The sequence below is a fragment of the Microbacterium enclense genome, from assembly GCF_004022425.1.
In the GTDB taxonomy this organism is placed as follows: domain Bacteria; phylum Actinomycetota; class Actinomycetes; order Actinomycetales; family Microbacteriaceae; genus Microbacterium; species Microbacterium enclense_A.
Window position 1 is genome coordinate 11,969 of record NZ_RBZY01000006.1, and the last position, 24,342, is coordinate 36,310.

Consider the following 24,342-nt stretch of genomic DNA (forward strand, 5'->3'; position numbering starts at 1 on the left):
GGGCGGCGCTCAACGCGTCGCCGTGTAGGGCAGCGCGACGGTGTTCGCACCCGCGGCGCCGGTGATCTCGAGCGTCGCCGAGCCCGAGGGGAGCGACGCCAGCGCCGTCTTGAAGACAGCCTCGGTCGACGCTCCGGGAGCGAGCGACGCGACGGTCTTCGAGCCGTAGGCGGTCTTGATCTTGACGGCGACCGTCTCGGTCGAGGTGTTGGTCACCGCGACCGTGAGGCGCGCCTTGCCGCTGACGACGGCGGCCGTGGCCGAACCGTCGACGGTCAGCACCGGAGCCTTCGCCACGACCGTGATCGTGGGGAGAGAGACCTCGGTCGCCAGCGCGGCGTCGGCCGTGACCTCCACGGCACCCGCCGCGGAGGTGGTCACCGACGGGGCGGTGGCGAGACCGAGAGCGTCGGAGGTGACGCGCACGCTCGTCTTGCCGCCCGCGAAGGTGCCCGGGCCCGAGACCTCGAAGGTCACGACGACCCCCGACATGGCGTGTCCGCCCGCGTCCGCGACGGTCACGGCACCGGGAGCAACGGTGTCGCCCACCGTGGCGGTGCGAGCCGTGCCACGCGCGGTCAGAACCGGCGGCTCGGCGACATCGACCGACGCCAGCGACGTCGAGGCGACGGCCGAGACGTTACCGGCCTTGTCCGTGGCGCGAGCCTCGACCGAGTGGCCCTTGTCGTCGAGCACGAGCGCCGCGTCGTAGGCCGTCCAGGCCCCGCCGTCGAGACGGTACTCGACCGAGGAGACGCCCGAACCGGTGTCGGTTGCGGACACGGTGACCGTGCGACCGCTCACCGACAGGCTCACCCGCGGGGCGTCGCGGTCGACCGCGACGCTCACGGGGATGCGCACGACCGTTCCGCTCGGCTGCGCCCGCACGACGATCTCGCTGGCGGCCACGGCATCCGTGGGCACCGTCAGGGAGAGGTTCGCCGAACCGCCCGACACCGTCACCGGCGCGAACGTCGCGGAGCTGCCGGTCCACTCGACCGTCGCCGTGGTGTTGACGGGGCTGCCCTTGGACGTCAGGTCGAGACCCGAGACCGCGAGCGAGAGCGACGAGGTGGCCGTGACGGGAGCCGTGGGGGCACCCGTGACCTGGACCGACCGTCGGGCGAAGTCGGGCGCGAGACCCGGGTTGGCCTTCAGGTAGTCGATCCAGGCGTCGCGGTCGATCAGACCCGAGTCCTTCGTGCCGGTGCCCTGCGTGAAGATGCGGAAGTTGTCGCCGCCCTGCACGAGGAAGCTGAAGGAGCCGATCCGGTAGGACGTGGACGGGTCGATCGGCGCTCCGTCGACCGTGATCGAGGTGATCCGGTCGCCGGCCGCGCGGGTGGCGTCGAACGTGTAGGCGACGTTCTTCGACAGGCCGAGCTTGAGGAACGGGCGCGAAGGCACCGTGCCGTCGGGGTTGGTCTGCCACTGCTGCTCGAGAAGCGTCTTGAACTGGGCGCCCGTGAGCGACGTCGTCCAGAGGTTGTTCACGAACGGCAGGACCGCGTTGGCCTCGGAGTAGGAGATCACGCCGTCGGGAGCGTAGAGCAGATCCGCGCGAAGACCGCCCGGGTTCACGACACCGATCTGCGCCCCACCGCGCTCCGCAGAGCTGAGGCTGGTCACCAGGGAGTCCGCGACGAGGTTGCCGAGGGTGGACTCCTTGGAGCGATCGTCGCGCGAGCCGCCGGTGTACACGCCGTTGGTGTACGACCCACCGGCGTACGCCGTGGTGATGTCGTTCGTCACCGACCCGACCGGCTGGTTGCCGATCTGGGCGGCGGCGGCCAGAGCCGCGTCCGTGATGGTCTTGACCTGCGCGACGCGCGGGTACGTGGCGACGAGCGTGCTCGTCGTCGTCGTGGTGCGCGCGACGTTCTTACCCGTGTACGACAGGACGTCACCCGTGGTGTCCGACACCGTCAGGACGACGTTGCCGATGTTCTCGCCGTAGTTGCCCGTCTGGATGACGGGGCGGGTGCGGCCGTCGGTGGCACCGGGGATCGGAGCGTCCCACGCGTACGTCTTGTGGGTGTGCCCGGTGAAGATCGCGTCGACCTGCGCCGAGGTCTCCGTCACGATCTCGGCGAACGGACCGCCAGCGGCGATCTCCTGCTCGAGGGTCGCACCGTCAGGAGTGCCGGCACCGGCGCCTTCGTGGTAGGCCGCGACGATGATGTCGGCCTCACCGTTGGCGGGGTTGCCGTCCGTGAGCTGCGCCGCGACGCGGTTGGTCGCCTCGACCGGGTCGCCGAAGTCCAGGCCGCTGATGCCGCCGGGAGAGACGAGCGCCGGGGTCTCCTGCGTGACCGTGCCGATGACACCGACCCGCAGACCCGCCACCGTGGTGATGGCGTACTCCGGCAGGGCCGGCGTGGTCGTCCCCTTCTGATAGACGTTGGCGCCGAGGTAGGCGAACTTCGCGTTCGGGCCGGACCCGACCACGCGGTTCACGAGGTCGTCGAAACCGCGGTCGAGCTCGTGGTTGCCGATGGCCGAGGCCTTCAGGTCGAGCGCGTTCAGCACATCGATCGTGGGCTGGTCGTCCTGCGACGCGGACGCGAACGGCGAGGCGCCGATGTTGTCACCGCTGGACAGGAACAGGGTGTTGGCCTCGCCGTACTGTGCACGGAGCTGCTCGACCGTGCCGGCGAACTGCGGGGTGTTGGCGTCGATACGACCGTGGAAGTCGTTGATGTCGACGAGGTTCACCGTCGCGGTCGGGGTGAGGTCGACGCCCACGAGCACCGGGTCGTGGTCGCTGGAGCGGAACGCCGAGGTGTCGTAGAAGTTCGTGGCGTTGTAGTTGTAACGGCTGTACTCCAGGGCGATGGACTCACCGGAGTTGATGTTCCAGACGTCGGCACCGCGCACGCGCTGGTTCGCGGCCTGCGAGGCGAAGACGTGGTCGAGGGAGCCGCTCTGGCCGCTGAAGGAGTAGGAGTACTTGCCCGACTTCGAGCCCTGGTCGATGTAACCGGCATCGGTGAGGACCTTGATCGGGTCCTCCTTCGAGTAGGCGTTGAAGTCACCCATGAGGAACACGCGGTCGGTTCCCCACTCGCTCTTCAGGCCGTTCGCGAACGAGACCAGGTCGCCCGCCTGCGCGACACGCGAGGCGTTGGACGCCCCCTGGCCGTCACCCTGGTCGGCGTCGACCCCCGAACCCGACCCCTTCGACTTGAAGTGGTTGGCGATGGCGATGAACTCCGAGTCGTCGCCCTTGCCGACGAGACCGAACTTCTGCGCGAGCGGACGACGCGCGTTGGCGAAGGCCGAACCTGTGGTCAGGATCCGCGAGTCGCCCTCGGTGCGAACCGTCGCCTTCTTGTAGATGAAGGCGGTGCGGATGACGTCCTCCGACGCGGGCAGTGCCGACGGGGATGCCACGAAGGCCCAGACGTCGCTGCCGGCGGCGGTGTTGAGCGCGGCCGTGAGCGTGCTGAGGGCGGAGTCGCGGTTCTTGCCGAAGGCCGCCGAGTTCTCGATCTCCTCGAGGCTCACGACGTCGGCGTCGAGGGTGGTGATCGCCGTGACGATCTTGTCCTGCTGACGCTTGAGGTTCGTGGCGTTGGCGGCGCCGCGCGCGTCGCAGCCGGTGTTCACCGTGATGGGGGCGCCGGCGCGGTCGGTGTAGTACGAGCAGCCGGAGAGGCTGTCACCGGTCGTGGTGAAGTAGTTCAGCACGTTGAACGTCGCGACCTTGATGTCGCCACCGACGGCGGCGGGGGCCGGCTGACGCACGTTCGAGAACGTCGCCGGGGACACCGAGGCGTCGTTGTCGACGGTCAGCTGCGTCGTCGGCTGGAGCTTCCAGACGTTGTTGCGGTAATCCATCACGACGGGGCGGGTGAACGTCACGGCAGCACCCACGGACACCGTCTTGGTGCTGAGGTACGGCAGCGGGATGGCCTTGTTGGTCGCGCTGCCGAGGAAGTTGATCGACGCACCGTCGTCCAGCACGATGCCGCGGGCGGTGTTGTCCGCCACCGCGGCGGTGTACTCCGCCGTTCCAGGACGCGCGATCTCGGTCGGGGTGATCAGCGGCTTGGTCCCGCTGGCCAGGCCGATCTCGGCGTACTGGTTGGTCGAGTAGGTGTTGCTGACGGTGTAGTCGCCCTGCGGAGCGACGAGCATGCCCTCGAGCGACTCGCGCTGCGCCGCATCGCGCGGAACGGCGACGGTGGCGGCGGCCGCGGTACCGGTGCCGACCTTGCTCAGGCCGGTCGAGCCGACGGTGAGCTGGGTGAGCCCGAAGTACTCGCTGACGGTTCCCGTGACCTGCACGAGGTCACCGACGGCGACCTGACCGACGGTGGTGGGCGAGTAGACGAACACCGCGTCGGAGGCCGTGTGGGTGGCGAAGTCGATTGCTCCACCGGTGTTCTCGGTCTGCACGTAGTAGCCGGCGAACCCACCCGACGGGTAGGCCGCGGTCACGACGCCGCGCGTCGTGACGGTCTGACCGCTCAGGGGCGAGGAATCACCGGTGCCCTGGATGGTGGCGATGGGCGTGACCGATCCTGCCGGCGTGGTCGGGGAGGGGCTCGGCGACGGCGACGTCGTGGGGGAGGTCGACGGCGACGTCGACGGGGAGGGCGAGGGCGACGGCGAGGATGCCGACGAGTTCTGCGGCGTGATCGACGCGGGGTGCGTGAAGTCGGAGCGGTTGTCGTCGGTGTCGACGAAGGTCGTGCGCGCGAGCGAGTTCGGCGTGTCGTTGCCGCCGGTCACGGGGACGACGCGGCCCTCGTACGTGTTCGAGGAACCGTAGCCGATCAGGTCGGCGATGTTCGACTGGCCGGTGACGCTTCCGGTCGGCGCGGTGATCGCGGTGGTGGTCTTGGCGAGGAAGAGGGTCCCGGTCGTGCCCGAGGGAGAGACCTTGCCCGCGAGGTCGAGGTCGGGGGTGGGCAGCGCCGCACCGGTGGATCCGTTGCCGTTGATCTGGATGAGGAAGTACGAGCGTGCCTTGATGGTGCCGCTGAGGGCGGCCGTCCCGCTGGAGGCGCCCGTGCCGCTGGCCGAGCGGTACTGCAGCGACCAGCTCGACAGGTCGACGTCGGTTCCGCCCGCGTTGTAGAGCTCGACGAACTTCTTCGAGTAGGCGGCGTTGGCGCTTCCGCCCTTGAGGTAGGCCTCGTTGATGACGACCCCGGTGCCCAGGGTGTCGGCTTGGGCTGGGGCGACGGCCGCCAGGGGGATGAGCGCGCCGACGATGACGGCGGCGAGGGCGCTGGACAGCGCCGACATGGACAGGGGGCGCGCGGACATACGAATCTCCTTGGTAGGCGTGGGGAATCAGCCGTGACGGTACGGATCCACCCCCACGGGGCGCGGATCGCGAGGTTGACGACGGGCAAACAGTGGCGCTCGCCTCGGTGTCGCCGGAAGCGCGCGCCGCGTCGCATCGGACCACGGGCGCGGGTCTACGGGTGAGAATTCCGGGTGAAGCGGTCGTCCCGGCAACTCGGGGGACATAATGATCGCGTGACCGCGCCGTCGTCACCCCCAGACCGGTTCGCTCCCCCGGCATCCGTCGCACGGATGCTGGGGATCGACGTCGCCTGCGTCCTCGCACTCGTGACGGAAGGCCGCATCCGTGGCATCCGCGTCGGGGATGCCGGGCTCTGGCGCATCGACCTCGCCGGCGTGGAGCACTACCTCGACGATCAGGCCGAAATCACGCGCCGCGCGGCGCTGTGGCAGCAGTCGCAGGCCGCCAGTTTCCCCGAGCTCTGGGGCCACGGCGACGTCCGTCACCCCGACTGAGATTCGCCCGCGCCTCACCCGCGCGTCGTCGACGCCGATCGATCGCACCGCGGTGGTTTCACCGGCGCGGCCCGTTCTACGGTCGTGCCACAGTCCCCCCGGCACTCACGAGATCCACGGAAGTCCCCCATGTCCGCTCCCCTCCCCCGCAGTTCGGAACGCGGCTCCGCCGTCGTGCGATCGGACGCGTTCTTCGCCCCGCAGCGCACCTCCTCCGAGGAGCTCCCGTCGGCGGAGACCTTCGTCCGCAATGTCGTACGGGGCGTCCTCGAGGTGTTCGCCGGCGTTCGCGAAGCGGAGCAACTGGCGCGATGGACGACCGAAGACGTCTATCGCGCCGTGGTCGTGCGCGCCGGGCTCGCCGCTCGCGCCCGCAGCGCCCGCCGCATGCCGGCACGCCGCGACGTGCACGAGATCGGCTCGGTGCACCTGTCCTCACCCGCGGATGGCGTCGTCGAGGCGACCGTGATCGCGGCGGCTCGCACGCGCACGCGGGCGATCGCCCTCCGGATCGAGGGTCTCGACGGCCGCTGGCGCGTCACCGCCCTCGCGCTGCTGTGACGCCCGTCAGGGCCGCCAGGACGCCAGGAAGTTGCCCAGCCGTTCGATGGCATCCGAGATCACCCGGGCCTCGGGGAGCGTCACGATGCGCACGTGGTCGGTCGTGGGCCAGTTGAAACCCGATCCCTGCACGATCAGCACGTGCTCGGCGACGAGGAAGTCGCGCACGAACTGCGCGTCATCCGGGATCTCGTACATCTCCGGGTCGAACCGGGGGAACGCGTACAGCGCACCCCGCGGCAGCACGCACGAGACGCCCGGGATGGCTTCGAGCCCCTGCCACGCGGCGTCCCGTTGCTCGTGCAGCCGCCCGGTCGGCGCGATCAGCGCGTCGATCGACTGCACACCCGACAGCGCCGCCTGCACCGCGAACTGCGCCGGCACGTTCGGGCACAACCGCGTGGATGCCAGCAGGTTGATGCCCTGCAGGAACCCCCCCGCGTGGTCCTTCGGGCCCGTGATGACGAGCCACCCCGACCGATACCCCGCGACCCGGTAGGTCTTGGACAGGCCGTTGAACGTCAGCACCAACAGGTCCGGCGCGACCGTCGCCATCGGAATGTGCACCGCGTCGTCGAACACGATGCGGTCGTAGATCTCATCCGCCAGCACCAGCAGGGAATGCTCGCGGGCGATCGCGGCGATGCCCTCGAGCACCTCCCGTGAATACACCGCACCGGTGGGATTGTTCGGGTTGATCACGACGATGGCCTTCGTCCGCGGCGTGATCTTCGACCGGATGTCCTCGAGATCGGGCTGCCACTCCCGCGACTCGTCGGACAGGTAGTGCACCGGAGTTCCACCGCCGAGGCTCGTCATCGCCGTCCACAGCGGATAGTCCGGCGCGGGGATCAACACCTCGTCGCCCTCGTCGAGGAGCGCCTGCATCGTCATAGTGATCAGCTCGGACACCCCGTTGCCGAGATAGACGTGATCGGGGTCGACGTGGGGGAAACCGGGCTCCTGCTCGTAGCGGGACACGACCGCGCGCCGCGCCGACAGGATGCCGCGGCTGTCGCTGTACCCGTGCGCGTGGGGCACCGAGGCGATCATGTCGCGCACGATCTGGTGCGGCGCCTCGAACCCGAAGATCGCCGGGTTGCCCGTGTTGAGCTTGAGGATCGAGTGCCCCTCGGCCTCGAGTCGATCGGCCTCGACGAGAGCCTCCCCCCGGATCTCGTAGAGGACGTCCTTCAACTTCGAGGACTGATCGAGGGGGCGCAGCGGGCTCATCGCCTCAGGATATCCCCGGCACGAACCGGCCAATCGACCACGCGTGGACTGCCCGGAACCACGGATGCCGTGCCCCCGCGCGGCAGCGAGGACACGGCATCCGAGTGTCGAGAACTACTTCTTCTTGCCCGCGGCGCGGCGGTCGGCACGGTTGTTGGCGGCCGGCTCGGCAGCGACGGTGCGCTGACCGAAGGAACCGCGCGGGCCCGCGGGGGCGGCCTCGGCTGCGGGGGCGGCAGCCTGACCCGCCTGGCGCAGACGGTTGGTCGCCGCCTGCTGCACCTGACCGCGTTCGTTGCGCACCTCGACCTCGCCCGCGTCGTTCGCGGCGGAGTACTCGAGGCGCTGCGCTTCGACGGCCGCGGGCGCGAGACCCTTCGCTTCGACCTGAGCACCCTCGTCGCCCTCGCCCTTTCGGACTTCGACTTCGAGGTTGTAGAGGAAGCCGGCCGACTCCTCCTTGATCTGCCCCATCATCGACTGGAACATCTGGTAGCCCTCGCGCTGGTACTCGATGAGCGGGTCGCGCTGCGCCATGGCGCGCAGGCCGATGCCGTCCTTGAGGTAGTCCATCTCGTAGAGGTGCTCGCGCCAGCGGCGGTCGAGGACCTGGAGCACCACGCGGCGCTCGAGCTCGCGCAGCGCCGGAGCGCCGAGCGTCTGCTCGCGGTTCTCGTAGGCGATACGGGCGTCCGAGATGATCTCGCGCTTGAGTCCCTCGGGCGTGATGCGGCCCTTGGTGCCGCCGGCCTCCGCGACGACCTCGTCGATCGTGACGCTCACCGGGTACAGGGTCTTCAGCTCGGTCCACAGGGCGTCAAAATCCCACGACTCGGTGTGACCGCTGCCGGTGTGGTCGTCGATGATGGCCGTGATGGCATCCTCGATGAAGTGCTGGACGCGATCGGCGATGTCATCGCCCTGGAGCATGTGCCGACGATCGGCGTAGATCGCCTCGCGCTGACGGTTGAGGACGTCGTCGTACTTGAGGACGTTCTTGCGCATCTCGGCGTTGCGGGCCTCGACCTGCGACTGCGCGCTCTTGATCGCCCGCGAGACCAGGCCGGACTCGATCGCGACGTCGTCGGGGAAGTTCGTCCGCGCGAGGATGGCTTCGGCCGCACCCGACTGGAAGAGGCGCATCAGATCGTCGGTCAGCGACAGGTAGAAGCGGCTCTCGCCGGGGTCGCCCTGACGTCCCGAGCGACCGCGCAGCTGATTGTCGATGCGTCGCGACTCGTGGCGCTCGGTCCCGAGGACGTACAGCCCCCCGGCTTCGGTGACCTTGGCGGCCTCCCCGGCGACCGTGTCGCGCATGGCCGTGTAGACCGAGTCCCACTCGGCCTCGTAGGCATCGGGGGTCTCGACCGGGTCGAGGCCCTTCGCCTTCATCTCCTGCACGGCGAGGAACTCGGCGTTACCACCCAGCATGATGTCGGTACCGCGACCGGCCATGTTGGTGGCGACCGTGACGGCACCGAGGCGACCCGCGCGGGCGACGATCTCGGCCTCGCGAGCGTGGTTCTTCGCGTTGAGGACCTCGTGACGGACGCCCTTCTTCGACAGCAGCCGCGACAGGTACTCGCTCTTCTCGACGCTGGTCGTGCCGACGAGGACGGGCTGGCCCTTCTCGTGGCGCTCGGCGATGTCCTCCACGACCTGCGCGAACTTCGCCGTCTCGTTCTTGTACACGAGATCGGGCTGGTCCTTGCGGATCATGGGCTTGTTCGTCGGGATGGGAACCACGCCGAGCTTGTAGGTCGACATGAACTCGGCCGCCTCGGTCTCGGCCGTACCCGTCATGCCCGAGAGCTTGTCGTAGAGACGGAAGTAGTTCTGCAGGGTGACGGTGGCGAGGGTCTGGTTCTCGGCCTTGACCGGCACACCCTCCTTCGCCTCGATCGCCTGGTGGATGCCCTCGTTGTAGCGGCGCCCGACGAGGATGCGTCCGGTGTGCTCGTCGACGATCATGACCTCGTCGTTCATGACGACGTAGTCGGTGTCGCGCTTGAACAGCGCGATCGCCTTGATCGAGTTGTTGAGGAACGAGATGAGGGGCGTGTTCGCCGACTCGTACAGGTTGTCGATGCCGAGGTAGTCCTCGACCTTCTCGATACCGGGCTCGAGCACGCCGATGGTGCGCTTCTTCTCGTCGACTTCGTAGTCGACGCCGGCCTCGAGGGTGCGGGCGAGCTTGGCGAACTCGGTGAACCAGCGGTTGGCTTCGCCCGATGCCGGACCCGAGATGATCAACGGCGTGCGGGCCTCGTCGATGAGGATCGAGTCGACCTCGTCGACGATCGCGAAGAAGTGACCCCGCTGCACGAGGTCCTCCTTGCGCCACGCCATGTTGTCGCGGAGGTAGTCGAAGCCGAACTCGTTGTTCGTGCCGTAGCTGATGTCGGCCTCGTACTGCTCGCGGCGCACGTCGGGCGTCTGACCCGACACCACCGTGCCCGTGGTCATGCCGAGGGCGCGGTACACGCGCCCCATGAGCTCGGACTGGTAGGTCGCGAGGAAGTCGTTGACCGTGATGACGTGAACGCCCTTGCCCGCGATCGCGTTCAGATACGCCGGGAGGGCGGCGGTCAGGGTCTTGCCCTCACCGGTCTTCATCTCGGCGATGTTGCCGAGGTGAAGCGCGGCACCACCCATGACCTGCACGTCGTACGGCCGCTGGCCGAGCGTGCGCTTGGCAGCCTCGCGCACCGCGGCGAACGCCTCGGGCATGAGCTGGTCGAGGGTCTCGCCGGCTTCGTACCGGGCGCGCAGCTCCACGGTCTCGTTGCGCAGCTCTTCGTCGGTGAGCTGCTCGTAGTCCTCTTCGAGGGCACCGGTCGCCTTCACGACGCCCTGCAGTCTGCGGAGGATGCGCCCCTCTCCGGCGCGCAGCAGTTTCTCGAGCGGATTGGCCACGAAGCATCTCCATCTGTCGGGTGCGGCGCCCCCGTGGACACCGGCCTGCGCACAGGCATACACGCTCATGTTATCCGTGTTACCGCTTCGTGACCTGCGAGCCCCCTGGCTTTCGCCCGCGCTCTCGCGCCTCAAGCGAACACCCGGCTCGCGCGCACGTGCCCGGCTTAGGATCGAGCCATGGCCGGTTTCTGGGGTAAGAGGAAGCGCGAAGAGCAGGATGCCGCGGATGCCGATCTGGCACGCCGCGCCGAACTCGCCATCGTCGCGGCCGACGAGCGCGTGCGCCTGACCTCGGACGAGCTCGACTTCGCCCGGGCCGAGCTGGGCGACAAGGCGACGGAGGACCTCGCCGCGGCGCTGCAGTCGGTCAAGGTCCATCTCGCCGAGGCGTTCCAACTCCACCAGTTGAACCACGACGAGATCCCCGACACGAAGGACGAGCTGCGCACCCGCAATGCCCGGATCATCCAGCTCTCCCAATGGGCGGAGGATCTGCTCGAGGAGCGCACGCTGGTGCTGCAGCCGAAGATCGACGCCGTACGCCGAGCGCCCGAGACGCTCGCTCGCGTCCGCGCCGATCGCGACCGCCTCGCCGAACGCGTCCCCCACGCGCGCGAGATCGTCGAGCGCCTCGCGCAGCGGTACAGCCCGTCGGCGCTCCAACAGGTGGCCGGCAACCCCGAGGAGATCCAGCAGCTGCTCGACTTCGCCGTGCACACCGCCGGTGTCTCGGAGCGTCGGCGCGAAGCGGGTCAGCGCGAGCAGGCATCGGTGGCTCTCGAAGCGGCGACCGAAGCGGTGCGTCGCGCCGAATCCCTCCTGGATGCCGTCGACACCTTCGAGATCGAAGCCCTCCGCGCCGAATCGACCCTCGCGGCGGTGATCGACGACTCGCGCAGCGACCTGGTCGACGCCCGCCGCAGCCCGGCGACGCCGACGGTGCTCCAGGCCATGGCCACTCTCGAACGCGAACTCGGGGCGCTGCCGGCGGCCGGATCGCGCACCGACCCGTTCGCCGCCCTCTCCTCGCTCCGTCAGGCGAACGCCGACCTCGACCTCGCCCGCGAGCGCGCCGCGCGACCGGTGCCGTCGCAGGAACAGGTGGAACACGCGATCGACGACGTCGACCGCCAGCTCGCGGTCGCGCGCGGCCTCATCACCGGTCACCGCGGGTGGATCGGGGCCGACGCCCGCACGCGCTTCGTCGAGGCCGAGCGGTTGCGCGCCGGACTTCCCCTCGGTCCGATCGCCGACGACCAGCGCGAGACGGCCCTGGCCACCGCGCGCCGCGCCGGGGCCCTGGCATCCGAGTCCCTGCAGCTGGCCCAGCGCGACATCGAGCAGTCCCGGCCCGACGATTGGGGCGGCAACGGGTACGGACGCGGCGGCTACGGACGCGGGGGCGGCATGGGCGGCGGCAACATGGTGGGCGGCATGCTCGGTGGCCTCGTGATCGGCTCGCTCCTCGGCGACATCTTCGACGGCTGACGCGCCCCGGACGTGAGCGGGGCCCCTCCCGGAGGAGGGGCCCCGCTCACGTCGTCCATCAGGATGCGGCCGCGACCTCGGGCGAGGCCTGCGTGCCCAGGGCGATGACGCCGTAGTCCCACCCCTTGCGGCGGTACACGACGCTCGGGTGATCGGAGCGCGCGTCGATGAAGAGGAAGAAGTCGTGGCCGACGAGTTCCATCCGGTCGACGGCCTCTTCGACGGTCATCCACTCGGCATCGAACTGCTTCTGGCGGATGACGACGGGGCAGTACTCCTCTTCCTCGGCGGCCTCGGCCTGCACGGGCACCGACCCGGTCGCGACCGCGCGCAGGACATCGACCGACGCGGGCTCGACGTCGATGCCGGCGATTTCGCCCGTGCCCTTCTCGAACTTGGCACCGCGGGGGTGGTTGCGGGCATCGACGCGCTTCTGCTTGGCGCGCCGGACCTGCTCGGAGATCTTGTCGACGGCCAGATCCAGCGCGGCGAATTTGTCGGTGTCGGTCGCCTCCGCGCGAACCACGGGGCCCTTGCCGTCGAGAGTGAGCTCGACGGTGTCGTCCTCCATCCGACCGTTGCGATAGGAGCGGTGCGTCACCTTGACCTCGAGCGCGTTCGCGCGGGGCGCGAGGTGCTCGATGCGGCTGACCTTCTCTTCGACCACCGAGCGGAATCGATCGGTGATACCGACTCCCACGCCGACGATGCTGGTGTCCATCCGTGACCTCCTTGTTCCGGGTTCCGCCCGGTCTAAGGGCGGAACAGCCGTCGCCTTCAGTCCCTCCCACGGTAGTCGGATGGACACCGACCTGTCACGTGGCAATCACCTCCGATTCACGTGAGGATCCGCCACGCCCCGGCGTGTACGCGAGCGTGACGGCGATCACCTCGTGGGCACCGGCGGCACGCAGCACCCCGACCGCCTCGACGAGCGTGGCTCCCGTGGTGAGCACGTCGTCGATGACGATGACACGACCGGCTGTCGGCGAGCGCGCCACGAAAGCTCCCGCGACGTTCGCGCGACGGGCGGCGCGGTCGAGCCCGCGCTGATCGGCGGCGGCGCGGCCGACCCGCAGCAGCGGCCGGGGACGGGCGCCCGCTCGACGCGCGAGGAGGTCGACGGGGCGGTAGCCGCGCCGACGGACGGCCGCGCGCGAGGAGGGAACGGTCGTGATGGTCGCCCCCTCGGGCGACGCGGCCGCGAGCGCGGCGGCCAGCGCGGGGGCGAGCGCGGTGGCCAGACCTGTGCGCCCCTCCGCCTTGAGAGCGCGGATGACGCGGGCGGCGACACCGTCGAATTCGAGGGCGCTGACGACCTCGACGCCGGGCAGCAGGACCCGTCGGCGTAGTCGAGGTGCCAGCGCCGCGCGGCATCCGTCGCACAGGTCGACGTCCAGCGCGCCGCACCCCGCACAGGCGACCGGGAACCAGAACGCCACCGCACCCGCCAGGGCCGCGCGTGCGTCGCGTGCCCACGACACCGGGTCGGATGAAGCCATACGGGAACATTGCCGCGCGGTGCCGTGCGCGCGCGGGCCCACCCCGGCGATCCGGGGACGAGTCCGCGGATCCGACACCCCGGGAGGAGGGGTCAGGAGGTCGTGCCCTGCTGCCCCGCGAGCACGCGGATGTCGGTGGCGACCAGGGTCCACGAGCTTCCGCGACGACTGAACAGACGCCCCGTATCGTCGAGGACGCGCACGCTGGCGCTGCCGCCGGCGATCGCCTTCGCGTTCTCGGGGACCGGCCCCACCGTGCCGCGACCGCCGACGTTCAGTTCATCGAGGCGCGCCACGCCGTCGACGGACGTCAGCACCCCCACGGTGGTGTCGTCGAGCCAGGACAGGTCGAACGCGCCGGGCTCCGAGAACGACAGCACGTGCGGCGGACCCAGGCTGATCGCGGCGCCCTCTCGCACGATCCCCGCGAGCCACACCTCGCGAACGCCCGCGACGGTGACCACCGCGGCGATGCGCGTACCGTCGCGCGAGATCTGGAACGCCGCCACCTCGGAGGCATCCGGCCACGCGTTGCCGATGTCGCGCGGAACACCCTCGGGCGTGTACGCGCGCACCTGCGACGGTGCGGTGCGCGGAACGCTCCAGATCGCGCCGTCGGAATCGATGGAGGGGGCGACCAGCCCGGGCCGGTCATCCAGGAGGAAGGTCCTCCCGTCCGCGAGCGCGCTCGCCACGGTGCCCTGCTGCGTGAGCACGGCCGCGAGACTGCGGTCGGCCTCCAGTTCGATGCTCGTGGGGTCGAGCGTCTCCACCGCGTCCGAGAGCGTCGGGATCGCGTCCACGTTCTCGCCGCTGAGAACCCCAAAGGTGCCGTCCATCGTCAGGACCGCGGGCGAGGGGTCGACGCGCGTGACCTTGACCGGGAGCTCGGTCGCGGTGATCGGCGTGCCGTCGACGGTCATCTGCACCTCGCTGATGCCCGCGGTGACGAGGCTCCGGGTCAGCTGCGTCTGCATGCGGTCCAGCGTCGTCCGGTCGAGGCTCAGCGCCGCCTGCGGCAGCTGCACCTGCGCGACTCCGGTCGACGACAGCGTCACGGAGCGCCCGACCAGGGACAGTTCGTCGGGGAAGGCGTTCCGGACGGCACCGGCGAGCCACGAGCTCGGCTGGCCGTCGACGAGTGCGGTCGTGACCCGGCTGGCCACCAACGGCCGGGGGAACCAGCGCACGTCGGGGACGATGAAGCTGAACGTCGGATCGAAGTAGGCCACGGATGCCGCCTGGTAGACGGTCGGGAAGACCTCTTCGTAGAGCACGACGCCGTCGGGCGCCGATGTGATGCGCCATTGATCGTCGACGCGGGACAGCGCGAACGACAGGCTCTCGATCGCCCCGGTGACCGCCGGAGAGTAGGCCCCGTCGGCATCCACTCCGGCGACCGTGGACAGCTGCACGCTCACCGACGATCCGTCGGGGACGGCGGTCGCGCGGCGGTCGACGAGACGATCGATCGTGACGCGGGCGCGCGGGTCCCACTGGGTGCCCGGGGCGAGGAAGAGCTTGGCGGTGGCCCAGTCGTCGGCCGGGCCCGATCCCGCGCGGAGGAAGCCCTCGACGATCTCGGCGGGCGAGGCGTCGTCCTGCGGGCCGTCCGGCACGAACGCGAACTGCTGCGTCTCATCGCCCTCCGGGCCGCGACCGGGATTGACGTACCCGGTGGTGGGCAGGCCGGTACAGGCGGACAGGACCAGCACCAGGAGGAGGCCGAGCCCCGCGAGAGCGCGCTTCACGAGGTGGCCCTTCCGGTCCGTCCGAGCGAGATGGGCTGGGTCAGCCCCAGGGCCTCGAGCACGCCGCCCTGCTCGTCGTCCGGGACGAGAGGCAGGGGCGATCCGCCGAGCGGGCGACCGTCGCGCGGGAGCGTCAGCACGAAGTTCGAGCCGTGTCCGAGCTCCGACCACACCGCGAGCGTTCCGCCGTGCAGCCGCGCATCCCCGAGCGCGATCGAGAGGCCGAGTCCCGTTCCCCCGATCGTGCGCACGCGCGACGGATCGGCCCGCCAGAACCGGTCGAAGACGCGCTCCATGTCGTCGGCCCGCATGCCCAGACCGAAATCGCGGACGCTGAGGGCGACGGCATCCCGGTCGCTGTCGACGGAGACGACGATCGGACGCCCCTCCCCGTGCTCGATGGCGTTGCCGAGGAGATTCCGCACGATGCGGCGGACGCGACGCCCGTCCATGTCGATCGGGGTGTATCCCCCGGGTGCGACGAGGCGCACGTCGCTGCCGTGCTGGTGGGCGAGCTGCTCCATCGACGCGATGACGTCCTCGGCGAGATGCGCGAGGCTCGTGGGCTCGAGCTCGAGCTGCACCGACCCGGCGTCGTAGCGACTGATCTCGAGCAGGTCGGCCAGGAGGAGCTCGAACCGCTGCACCTGCGCGTGCAGGAGCTCGGCCGCGCGCGCGGTGGCCGGCTCGAACTCGCCGCGCTGGTCGTTGATCATGTCGGCGGCCAGCCGGATAGTGGTGAGCGGGGTGCGCAGTTCGTGGGAGACGTCGGACACGAACCGCTGCTGCACGAGCGAGAGGTCGGCGAGTTCTTTGATCTGCGACTCGATGCTGTCGGCCATGGCGTTGAACGATCGGTTCAGCGTCGCCAGCTCGTCCTCGCCGCGCACGGGCAGCCGCACCCCGAGGTCGCCCGCAGCGAGCTTCGCGCTCGTTTCCGCGGCATCCGCGATGGGAGTCGTCACCGACCGCAGCACCACCCAGGCGATGGCTCCGATGAGCACGACGAGCACGAGGCCGACGACCCACAGCAGCACCTGCACGAACGCGAGCGTCTGCGAGGCGCTCGTGAGGTCGTAGCCCATGTACAACTCGTAGTAGTCGACCCCGTCGTCGGCGGGGAAGCGCAGCTGATGACCGACCAGGATGCCGGGAACCTCGCGGCCCGCCTCGGCCGGGAGCGCGACGGACTGCCACCACTGCAGGTCGGGGTTGGACTGCACCTGAGTGCGCAGGGCGTCCGTGACGATCGCGGACTCGAACGCGGGCGAGATGAACGGCTGCGGTGCCAACGGCGACGGCGGGCCGATGCGGTAGAGGGCGATGAGGTCGCTCGAGGACTGCTGCGACAGGCGCGTGGCGATCCCGTTCATCAGCGTCTGCGCCGCGGCGGGGTCGGTGGAGTCCACGGCCGCGTCGAGCGTCGCCTGTGCGGCGGCGGTCGCGCGCTGGGCTTCCAGGAGCACCTGGTCCTTCCGCGCAGTGAACAGCTCGTTTTGGATCACGAGGGCCATGGCCACGCACGTGACGAGGATCGTCGCGGCCGTCAGGGCGACCGTGATCACGATGGTGCGGAATCGCAACGACCGTCGCCACAGCGTGGCGAGACGGTCGCGGATGCCGCGCCAGTCCACCGGCTGCCTCATCCGTGGCATCGGGAGCGTGCGCACCGCGCCCGTCATGAGCGCCTCAAGCCACCGCGCCGGCGCGATACCCCACCCCGCGCACGGTGGTGACGATGCGCGGGTTGTCGGGATCGGCCTCGATCTTGGCCCGCAAGCGCTGCACGTGGACGTTCACGAGGCGGGTGTCGGCCTTGTAGTGGTAGCCCCACACCTGTTCGAGCAGCATCTCGCGCGAGAAGACCTGCTGCGGCTTCTCGGCCAGCGCGACGAGGAGCTCGAACTCCAACGGTGTGAGGGCGATCGGGGTGTCGCCGCGACGGACCTCGTGCGCGGCGACGTCGACGACGAGGTCGCCGATGCGCAGCGTCTCATCGACCGGGGCCTGCGCGGGCCGGAGGCGCGTGCGGATGCGGGCGACCAGTTCCTTGGGATTGAAAGGCTTGACGATGTAGTCGTCGGCTCCCGACTCGAGACCCTTCACGACGTCGGCGGTATCGGTTCGGGCCGTCAGCATGATGATCGGGATGCCGGATTCCGCGCGCACGCGCGTGCAGATCTCGATACCGTCCACGCCGGGCAGCATGAGGTCCAGAAGGATGAGATCGGGGCGCTCGGCGCGCCACGCGTCGACCGCTTGCGCACCGTCGGCGCAGAACACGGTGTCGAATCCTTCGGTGCGCAGCACGATGCCGATCATCTCGGCGAGCGCGGTGTCGTCGTCGACAACCAGGATCCGTGAAGTCATCGGGTGTACGTCTTCCGTCTCGGACCCGTTCGAGAACGGGCAACGCGCCGCGGGTGGGGCGCATCACCCCGAGCGTAGTCGACGCGTCGGGAAGGGAGCCGAGCGTGTCGGGCGTGTGTGACACGATGAAGGTCGAAGCCCACCGCCGAGGAGGCGCCACCGTGACCGCGTACCCCGCCTGGACGCCGGCCTCGCGCGCCGGCATCGTCCCCCTGCATCCGTACGGCTTCGGGACGATTCTCGGCCGCTCCTTCGTCGCCCTGCGCCACAACCCGCGGGTGCTCCTGGGTTTCGCGCTGGTCGTCCAGACCGTCGCCTACCTGATCGTCACCGCTGCGCTAGCCGCGGTGGCCGTCGCCAGCTTCGCCCGGCTCGACACGCTCGTGCCGGGCAGCGACGAGTTCGACGCGGTACTGACCGGGTCGGTCGCTCTCACCGGGGTCGCGGCGCTCGTTCTGGGTGCGCTCGCGGGAACCCTGAGCGTGCTGGTGCAAGCCGTGGTGGTCGCGGACGTCGCCGCCGCCGTGGTCGCGCAGAAGCCCACGTTGCGCGACGCGTGGCGTCACGTACGGCCCGTGTTCCTCCCGCTGCTCGGCTATGCGCTCCTCACCCTGCTGGCCGCGACGGTCGTGCTCGCGGTCCTGGGCGGGATCGCCGTCCTCGCGGGCCTGGCGCTCCTTCCCCTCGGGATCGTCCTCGGCGTGCTGTTCGCCCTCGGACTCATCCCGCTGTACCTGTGGCTGGCGACGAAGCTGTTCCTCGTCCCGTCGGCGATGATCCTCGAGGGCGTCGGCATCCGTCGCGCCATTGCTCGTTCCTGGGTGCTGACCCGGCGACGGTTCTGGTCGACGTTCGGCGTCATCGTCATCATCTCGCTCGCGTTCGGCTTCGTCGCGCAGGTCATCTCGTTCCCGCTCGGCCTGCTGTCGGGCGGGATCTCGACGATCGTCGCGCCGACCGGCGCCGACGACCCCAGTTCACTGGTCGCCTTCGTCGTCATCCAGCTCGCCGGGCAGATCGGCATCCTGCTCGTCCAGTGCATCGCCGTCGTCGTCCAGTCGACCTCGGCCGTCCTGGTCTACGTCGACGCGCGGATGCGGGTCGAGGGCCTCGACCACGACCTGGCGGCGTACGTTGAAGCCCGCGACGCCGGCGCCTCCGGGCTGCGCGATCCGTTCCGCGTGGGCGTCGGACGCACGTTCACCCCCGCGCCGGCGTGGCCCGCGCCCGGGTCGCCCGCGGCCACCGCCTCGGGGTGGCCCGCACCGCCCGCCCCCGGCGCGCCGCAGGCCGCCGCACCGCCGCAGGCCCCCGCGCCGCAGGCCCCCGGCGCGCCGCCGGCCGCCGCTCCGCCGGCATCCGCGTCACCGCCGACCGACCCGACCGCGTGGGCGGCGCCCGGCACGCCCCCGGGCTCGTGATGGGTGCTCTCCCGCTTCTGTCGAGCGCCGCGCCGCTGCTCCCCGACGCCGACGAGGCGCGGGAGTGGGCCGAGCGCGAACTCGCCGATCCGGTGTACCAGGCAGCCGAGCCGACCGCCTTCGACCGCGCGGCCCGTGCGGTACGCGAGTTCCTCGAGGGGTTGTTCTCCGCTCCCGTGTCGGGCGAGTGGGGCCCGTGGGCCTTCGTCGTGCTGGCGGTCCTCGCCATCGCGGCGGTCGTCGTGGGTCTGCTGATCTGGGGACGCCCCCGCCGGAGCGTGGCGGCCCGTCCCGCCGCCCGCGCCCTCTTCGACGACGACGACGGACGCTCCGCCGACGAACTCCGCGCCGGAGCCGTTGCGGCGGCCGACCGCGGCGACTGGGACGAAGCGATCGTGCTGCGGTTCCGTGCGTTCGCGCGCGGACTCACCGAACGCGGTATCGTCGACCCCCCGCCCGGTGCCACCGCCCGGGCCTTCGCGCGATCCGCAGGCGAGAGACTGCCCGCGCTCGGCGGTCCGGCGGCCGAGGGCGCCGCCGTCTTCGACGACGTCCGCTACCTCGGCCGTCCGGGCACCGGCGAGGCGTACGAGCGGGTCCGACGCCTCGACGACGACGCCGTGCGCTCCCGGCCCGCACCCACCGAGGCCGCGGTGGCAGGGTCGTGACGGCCGTCCTCGCCCCACCCACCCGCCGCCGCGTCGGCGCGGGGTGGATCGCCCTGATCGCCGCGCTGGGCATCGTCGGACTGCTCGGGACGCTGCTGGTGTTCGGGGGGTGGACGCCGCGCGATGCGCTCGACCCGGCCGCACCCGCTCCCGACGGAACCCGCGCCGTGACCCGCCTGCTCGAGCAGCAGGGAGTGCGCGTCGTCGTCGCGCGCGACCTCGCCGCGGCCGAGCGCGAGCTCGCCGCCGCCCCGGCGACACTGGTCATGCGCGATGCGCCCACGCTGTCGGACGCCACCCTCGAGCGCCTGGCGGAGAGCGCGAGCGACGTCGTCCTGATCGAGCCCCGCTCGCGCAGCCTCGATGTCCTCCTCGCGGGATCCTCGCTCGCCGATGTCGTCGACGACCGCACCGTCGAGCCGTCGTGCGAGACCCCCGCGGCCCGCACCGCGGGACCGGCCCGCACCGGCGAGCTGTATCTGCCCGGTGACGGCGTGACCGGCTGCTACCCGACCGACGGCGGATTCGGCGTCCTGGTCCGAGAGAACGGCGCGGGCACCGTGACGGCGGTCGACGGCTTCTCCGTGCTCACGAATCGCGTCCTGCCCCTCGACGGCAACGCCGCCCTGGCGCTCGGACTGCTCGGGGGCTCGCCCACCGTGGTCTGGTACGTCCCGTCCCCCGCCGACGCCGACACCGGAGCCGAGGTCCCCACGATCGGCGACCTCACTCCCCCGTGGGTGACCCCCGTGATGGTGCTGCTGCTCGTCGCCGGGGTTGCTGCCGCCCTCTGGCGCGGGCGTCGGTTCGGCCCCCTCGTCACCGAGCGCCTCCCGGTCACCGTCCGTGCGAACGAGACCACCGAGGGCCGCGCGCGTCTGTACGCCGCCTCGGGCGACGCCGCCCACGCGCTGGACGAACTCCGCCGAGCCACCCGCCGCCGCCTCGTGCGCCGACTGGGCATGTCGGCGCGCACGCCGGCGGGGCAGCTCGCCGACGCCGTCGCCGAACGGCTCGGGGCCGACCGGGCGGTCGTGCACGGCATCCTCATCGACGATCTCCCCCACACCGACCGCGACCTCGTCGCCGCCAGCGACCGCCTGCGCGATCTCGAGACGAGCGTCGACGCGACCCTCCGAACGGAAAGGACCCCCCGATGACCGACAGTCCTCTCGGCTCTCCCGACGACACCGCCGCCACGGCATCCGCCCCGGGAGACGCCCCGGACGCCGAGCTCCGGCAGGCGATGCACCGCGTGCGCACCGAGGTCGGCAAGGCCGTGGTCGGCCAGGACGGCACCATCACGGGTCTGCTCATCGCCCTTCTCGCCCGCGGACACGTGCTGCTGGAGGGCGTGCCGGGCGTGGCGAAGACGTTGCTCGTCCGCTCGTTCAGTCGCGCGCTCGGTCTCGACACGCGGCGCGTGCAGTTCACGCCCGACCTCATGCCCGGCGACGTCACGGGCTCGCTGGTCTACGACGCCCGCTCCGGCGAGTTCGAGTTCCGCGCGGGCCCGGTGTTCACGCACGTGCTGCTCGCCGACGAGATCAACCGCACGCCGCCGAAAACGCAGGCCGCGCTCCTGGAGGCGATGGAGGAACGTCAGGTCTCGTCCGACGGAGTCAGTCGCCGACTCCCCGACCCGTTCCTGGTCGCGGCGACGCAGAACCCGGTCGAGCACGAGGGCACCTATACGCTGCCCGAGGCCCAGCTCGACCGCTTCCTGCTCAAGCTCGTCGTCGACCTCCCGGGCCGCGACGCCGAGGTCGACGTGCTGCGGCGCCACGCGGGCGGTTTCGACCCGCGCCGCCTCGACGATGCGGGGATGGATGCCGTCGTGACCGCGCCCGAGATCCTGGCGGCGCAGCGCGCGGCGGCGTCCGTCGCCGTCGCCGACGACGTGCTCGGCTACGTGGTCGATCTCGCTCGCGCCACGCGGCAGAGTCCGTCCGTTCTGCTGGGCGTGAGCCCGCGGGCCTCGACCGGGCTGCTCGCCGCAGCGAAGGCGTGGGCGTGGCTCGGCGGCTACCCCGCCATCACCCCCGACCACGTGCAGACGATGCTCGTTCCCGTGTGGCGGCACCGTATCCGGCTGCGGCCCGAGGCCGAGATCGAGGGCGTCTCGGTGGATGCGGTGCTCACCTCGGTGCTGCAGCAGACGCGCGTCCCGCTCTGATGTACGTCACCGGTCGCCTGGCCCTGTTCATCGCGCTCGGGGCCGTTCCGGTGATCCTGCTGTCGACCGCGGGGGCCTCGCCGTGGGCCGTGGTCGGCGGATGGCTCCTGCTGTGCGTGGCGCTCGTGGCATCCGATGTCCTCCTGGCGGCGAACCCGCGCACGCTGGAGATCACCCGGACCCTCCCCGAGCGGGCGCTGCGCGATCAGCCCGTCGACGGCGAGGTGCGGGTACGCAATCTCGGTCGGCGCCTGCTGCGCGCCCGCGTCCGCGACGCGTGGCAGCCGACCGCCGGCGCGCCGCCCGAACGGCTGGAGTACCTCGTGCCGCCCGGCGAACGCCGGGGCGCGCGGTTGTCCCTCCTGCCGCGGCGACGGGGAGAACTGCGCAGCGACTTCGTCGTCGTGCGGTCGGAGGGCCCGCTGCGCCTGGCGGGGCGGCAGGCCACGGTCGCCGCGCCGACGCGAGTGCGCGTCCTGCCGCCGTTCACCTCACGACGGCATCTGCCCTCGCGGCTCGCTCGTCTGCGCGAACTCGACGGCAACACGACCCTGCAGGTGCGCGGGGCGGGCACCGAGTTCGACAGCCTGCGCGAGTACGTCCGCGGCGACGACGTGCGCTCGATCGATTGGCGAGCCACCGCGCGCGCGGGGACGACGATGCTGCGCACCTGGCGTCCCGAACGCGACCGGCACGTCGTGATCGTCATCGACACCGGGCGGACGGCGGCGGCCCGGGTGGGGGACGGCACACGCCTGGACGCGGCGATGGAGGCCGCGCTGCTCCTGTCGGCTCTCGCGGCGCGGGCGGGCGACCACGTGCACCTGCTGATGTTCGACCGCCTGACCCGGGCGCGCGTGACCCGTGTCGACGGCGCGCAGCTCCTGCCCGCCCTCGTCGACGCGATGGCGCCCGTCGAGCCGCAGCTCATCGACACCGATTGGGATGCCGCTTTCGCCCAGGTGCGCGGTTTCACGCAGCGCCCCGCGCTGGTCGTGCTGCTGACCGCCGCCGACGATGCCGAGGCCGCGCGAGCGTTCCTCGCCTCCCTCCCCGCGGTCGCACGACGCTCGCGTCTCCTGGTGGCCACGGCCACCGACGGCCCGGGTGAGACCCCCGAACGTCTCGACGTCCAGGCCGTCTATGCCGCGGCCGCCGTCGAGCGGGCGCGGTCCGACGCGGATCGTGTCCGCGCGGCGGTGGAGCGAGCCGGCGGCGACGCCGTCGCAGCGTCGGCAGAGGATCTCCCCCCGCTCGTGGCCGACCGCTACCTGGCCCTCAAGGCGGCGGGGCGCCTCTGACGATCACCGGCGCGTAGCACACCACCCCCCATGCACCCGGTCGCATACGTCGCGGCCTATCCTGGGGGGTACCCTTTCGGCCGCCGACGTGTCCCTCCGCGCGCGGCTCGGCCGTCGACGCACAGGATGCGGGAGCTCTCTTGCCAGGAAACGCCACCACCCGCTTCGACGACGTGGCCCTCGTCTCGGTCGCCAGTGTGCTGCCCAGCCGCGTGACCACGTCCGACGACATCGAGGAGAGGCTGGCGCCCGCGCTGTCGCGGCTGAAGCTCAAGCCGGGGCTCCTGCGCCGCGTCGCCGGGGTCGTCGAGCGGCGCAACTGGGCCGAGGGCGAGTCCTCCGACGAGGCGACGATCGCCGCGGGCAAGCAGGCCCTCGCCGAAGCGGGGGTCGACCCGAGCGAGGTCGGCCTCATCATCAACACCTCCGTGACGCGCAAACACCTCGAGCCCTCGGTCGCGGTGCGCCTGCACCACGGCCTCGGGCTGCCGAGTTCGGCGATCAACTTCGACGTCGCCAACGCCTGCCTGGGGTTCATCAACGGCATGAGCCTCGCGGCCGGCATGATCCAGTCCGGACAGGTCAAGTACGCCCTCATCGTCAACGGCGAGGATGCCGACGAGATCCAGGTCAACACGATCAATCGGCTGGTGCGCGAAGACCTCGACCGCGACGCCTTCATGCAGGAGTTCGCGTCGCTGACGCTCGGTTCGGGTGCCGCGGCCGCGGTGCTCGGGCGCGCCAGCGACCACCCCGAGGGGCACCGGATCGTCGGCGGCGTCACGCGCGCGGCGACGGAATTCTACGACCTGTGCGTCGGCAGCGTCGACGGCATGTTCACCGACGCCAAGGCGCTCCTCAAGGGCGGCCTCGACCTCGTCGTGTCGGCGTGGAAGGAGGCGAAGGGCGAGTTCTCGTGGACGGGGATGGACCGCTACGTCACCCACCAGGTGTCGTCGGTGCACACGTCCGCGATCGTCCGGGCGGCGAAGCTCGACCGCGGCCGGGTGCCCGTGACCTACCCGCACCTCGGCAACGTCGGCCCCGCCTCGATCCCGATCACCCTGGCCGCCGAGCAGAACACCCTGCGCCGCGGCGATCGCGTGCTGCTGATGGGAGTGGGCTCCGGGCTGAACACCGGGATGCTGGAGCTGGCCTGGTGATCATCACCGGCCCG

Annotated in this window: 17 protein-coding genes; 9 read left to right on the forward strand and 8 right to left on the reverse strand. The window is 71.0% G+C overall.

Annotated features, from left to right (window positions below):
• Positions 1–9: 9 nt before the first annotated feature.
• Positions 10–5,277, reverse strand: a complete 5,268-nt coding sequence (locus tag D8Y23_RS02530) for an ExeM/NucH family extracellular endonuclease (protein ID WP_128216603.1) — start codon at positions 5,275–5,277, stop codon at positions 10–12.
• Between the two features lie 216 nt (positions 5,278–5,493).
• Between D8Y23_RS02530 and D8Y23_RS02535 the strand changes: the two genes are divergently transcribed.
• Both D8Y23_RS02535 and D8Y23_RS02540 read left to right on the forward strand, forming a co-directional pair.
• On the forward strand, positions 5,494–5,775 hold the full coding sequence (locus D8Y23_RS02535; protein WP_240663733.1) for a helix-turn-helix domain-containing protein: 282 nt from the start codon (positions 5,494–5,496) through the stop codon (positions 5,773–5,775).
• Positions 5,776–5,904: 129 nt separating this feature from the next.
• The gene (locus tag D8Y23_RS02540; RefSeq protein WP_128216604.1) at positions 5,905–6,336 is read left to right on the forward strand and encodes an Rv3235 family protein; all 432 of its coding nucleotides are present in this window, start codon (positions 5,905–5,907) and stop codon (positions 6,334–6,336) included.
• Between the two features lie 6 nt (positions 6,337–6,342).
• On the opposite strand, the gene D8Y23_RS02545 is transcribed toward D8Y23_RS02540, so the two are convergent.
• Both D8Y23_RS02545 and secA read right to left on the reverse strand, forming a co-directional pair.
• The gene (locus tag D8Y23_RS02545; RefSeq protein WP_128216605.1) at positions 6,343–7,569 is read right to left on the reverse strand and encodes a pyridoxal phosphate-dependent aminotransferase; all 1,227 of its coding nucleotides are present in this window, start codon (positions 7,567–7,569) and stop codon (positions 6,343–6,345) included.
• A gap of 114 nt (positions 7,570–7,683) precedes the next feature.
• Positions 7,684–10,485 (reverse strand): preprotein translocase subunit SecA, encoded by a 2,802-nt coding sequence (gene secA, locus D8Y23_RS02550; protein ID WP_128216606.1) that lies wholly within the window; start codon positions 10,483–10,485, stop codon positions 7,684–7,686.
• Positions 10,486–10,665: 180 nt separating this feature from the next.
• On the opposite strand from secA, the gene D8Y23_RS02555 reads away from it, so the two are divergent.
• The gene (locus tag D8Y23_RS02555) at positions 10,666–11,976 is read left to right on the forward strand and encodes a hypothetical protein (protein ID WP_128216607.1); all 1,311 of its coding nucleotides are present in this window, start codon (positions 10,666–10,668) and stop codon (positions 11,974–11,976) included.
• 58 nt (positions 11,977–12,034) lie between these two features.
• Here D8Y23_RS02555 and hpf read toward each other — a convergent pair whose 3' ends face one another.
• From hpf to mtrA, 5 genes are all read right to left on the reverse strand, one after another.
• Entirely contained in the window at positions 12,035–12,697 is a 663-nt protein-coding gene (gene hpf, locus D8Y23_RS02560) for a ribosome hibernation-promoting factor, HPF/YfiA family (RefSeq protein WP_128216608.1), read from the reverse strand.
• A 94-nt stretch (positions 12,698–12,791) separates the two neighbouring features.
• Positions 12,792–13,478, reverse strand: coding sequence for a ComF family protein (locus D8Y23_RS02565; protein WP_128216609.1), 687 nt, complete (start codon positions 13,476–13,478; stop codon positions 12,792–12,794).
• A gap of 92 nt (positions 13,479–13,570) precedes the next feature.
• Positions 13,571–15,229, reverse strand: a complete 1,659-nt coding sequence (locus tag D8Y23_RS02570; RefSeq protein WP_128216610.1) for an LpqB family beta-propeller domain-containing protein — start codon at positions 15,227–15,229, stop codon at positions 13,571–13,573.
• The gene (mtrB, locus tag D8Y23_RS02575) at positions 15,226–16,875 is read right to left on the reverse strand and encodes an MtrAB system histidine kinase MtrB (RefSeq protein WP_240663734.1); all 1,650 of its coding nucleotides are present in this window, start codon (positions 16,873–16,875) and stop codon (positions 15,226–15,228) included. The genes D8Y23_RS02570 and mtrB overlap by 4 nt, the downstream gene beginning before the upstream one ends.
• Positions 16,876–16,918: 43 nt before the next feature.
• A complete protein-coding gene (gene mtrA / locus D8Y23_RS02580; RefSeq protein ID WP_128216612.1) occupies positions 16,919–17,599 on the reverse strand; it encodes an MtrAB system response regulator MtrA in 681 nt (226 codons plus the stop codon).
• Positions 17,600–17,760: 161 nt separating this feature from the next.
• Here mtrA and D8Y23_RS02585 point away from each other — a divergent pair, with 161 nt between their 5' ends.
• From D8Y23_RS02585 to D8Y23_RS02610, 6 genes are all read left to right on the forward strand, one after another.
• A complete protein-coding gene (locus D8Y23_RS02585) occupies positions 17,761–19,020 on the forward strand; it encodes a glycerophosphoryl diester phosphodiesterase membrane domain-containing protein (RefSeq protein ID WP_128216613.1) in 1,260 nt (419 codons plus the stop codon).
• The gene (locus tag D8Y23_RS02590) at positions 19,020–19,688 is read left to right on the forward strand and encodes a DUF4129 domain-containing protein (protein ID WP_128216614.1); all 669 of its coding nucleotides are present in this window, start codon (positions 19,020–19,022) and stop codon (positions 19,686–19,688) included. Before D8Y23_RS02585 ends, D8Y23_RS02590 begins: the two co-directional genes overlap by 1 nt.
• Entirely contained in the window at positions 19,685–20,848 is a 1,164-nt protein-coding gene (locus tag D8Y23_RS02595; RefSeq protein WP_128216615.1) for a DUF4350 domain-containing protein, read from the forward strand. The genes D8Y23_RS02590 and D8Y23_RS02595 overlap by 4 nt, the downstream gene beginning before the upstream one ends.
• A complete protein-coding gene (locus D8Y23_RS02600; protein WP_428844461.1) occupies positions 20,845–21,864 on the forward strand; it encodes an AAA family ATPase in 1,020 nt (339 codons plus the stop codon). Before D8Y23_RS02595 ends, D8Y23_RS02600 begins: the two co-directional genes overlap by 4 nt.
• Positions 21,864–23,165: a DUF58 domain-containing protein gene (locus tag D8Y23_RS02605; RefSeq protein WP_128216616.1), complete on the forward strand. Its 1,302-nt coding sequence runs from the start codon at positions 21,864–21,866 to the stop codon at positions 23,163–23,165. The genes D8Y23_RS02600 and D8Y23_RS02605 overlap by 1 nt, the downstream gene beginning before the upstream one ends.
• 140 nt (positions 23,166–23,305) lie before the next feature.
• A complete protein-coding gene (locus tag D8Y23_RS02610; protein WP_128216617.1) occupies positions 23,306–24,328 on the forward strand; it encodes a 3-oxoacyl-ACP synthase III in 1,023 nt (340 codons plus the stop codon).
• Positions 24,329–24,342: the final 14 nt, after the last annotated feature.

Bases quoted from the DNA above. Each gene is read 5' to 3' on its own strand.
- mtrA (WP_128216612.1), bottom strand. From the start codon at position 17,599: ATGACTTCACGGATCCTGGTTGTCGACGACGACACCGCGCTCGCCGAG.
- D8Y23_RS02600 (WP_428844461.1), top strand. From the start codon at position 20,845: ATGACCGACAGTCCTCTCGGCTCTCCCGACGACACCGCCGCCACGGCA.
- D8Y23_RS02565 (WP_128216609.1), bottom strand. From the start codon at position 13,478: ATGGCTTCATCCGACCCGGTGTCGTGGGCACGCGACGCACGCGCGGCC.
- hpf (WP_128216608.1), bottom strand. From the start codon at position 12,697: ATGGACACCAGCATCGTCGGCGTGGGAGTCGGTATCACCGATCGATTC.
- mtrB (WP_240663734.1), bottom strand. From the start codon at position 16,875: ATGAGGCAGCCGGTGGACTGGCGCGGCATCCGCGACCGTCTCGCCACG.
- D8Y23_RS02555 (WP_128216607.1), top strand. From the start codon at position 10,666: ATGGCCGGTTTCTGGGGTAAGAGGAAGCGCGAAGAGCAGGATGCCGCG.
- D8Y23_RS02540 (WP_128216604.1), top strand. From the start codon at position 5,905: ATGTCCGCTCCCCTCCCCCGCAGTTCGGAACGCGGCTCCGCCGTCGTG.
- D8Y23_RS02590 (WP_128216614.1), top strand. From the start codon at position 19,020: ATGGGTGCTCTCCCGCTTCTGTCGAGCGCCGCGCCGCTGCTCCCCGAC.
- D8Y23_RS02545 (WP_128216605.1), bottom strand. From the start codon at position 7,569: ATGAGCCCGCTGCGCCCCCTCGATCAGTCCTCGAAGTTGAAGGACGTC.
- D8Y23_RS02605 (WP_128216616.1), top strand. From the start codon at position 21,864: ATGTACGTCACCGGTCGCCTGGCCCTGTTCATCGCGCTCGGGGCCGTT.
- D8Y23_RS02530 (WP_128216603.1), bottom strand. From the start codon at position 5,277: ATGTCCGCGCGCCCCCTGTCCATGTCGGCGCTGTCCAGCGCCCTCGCC.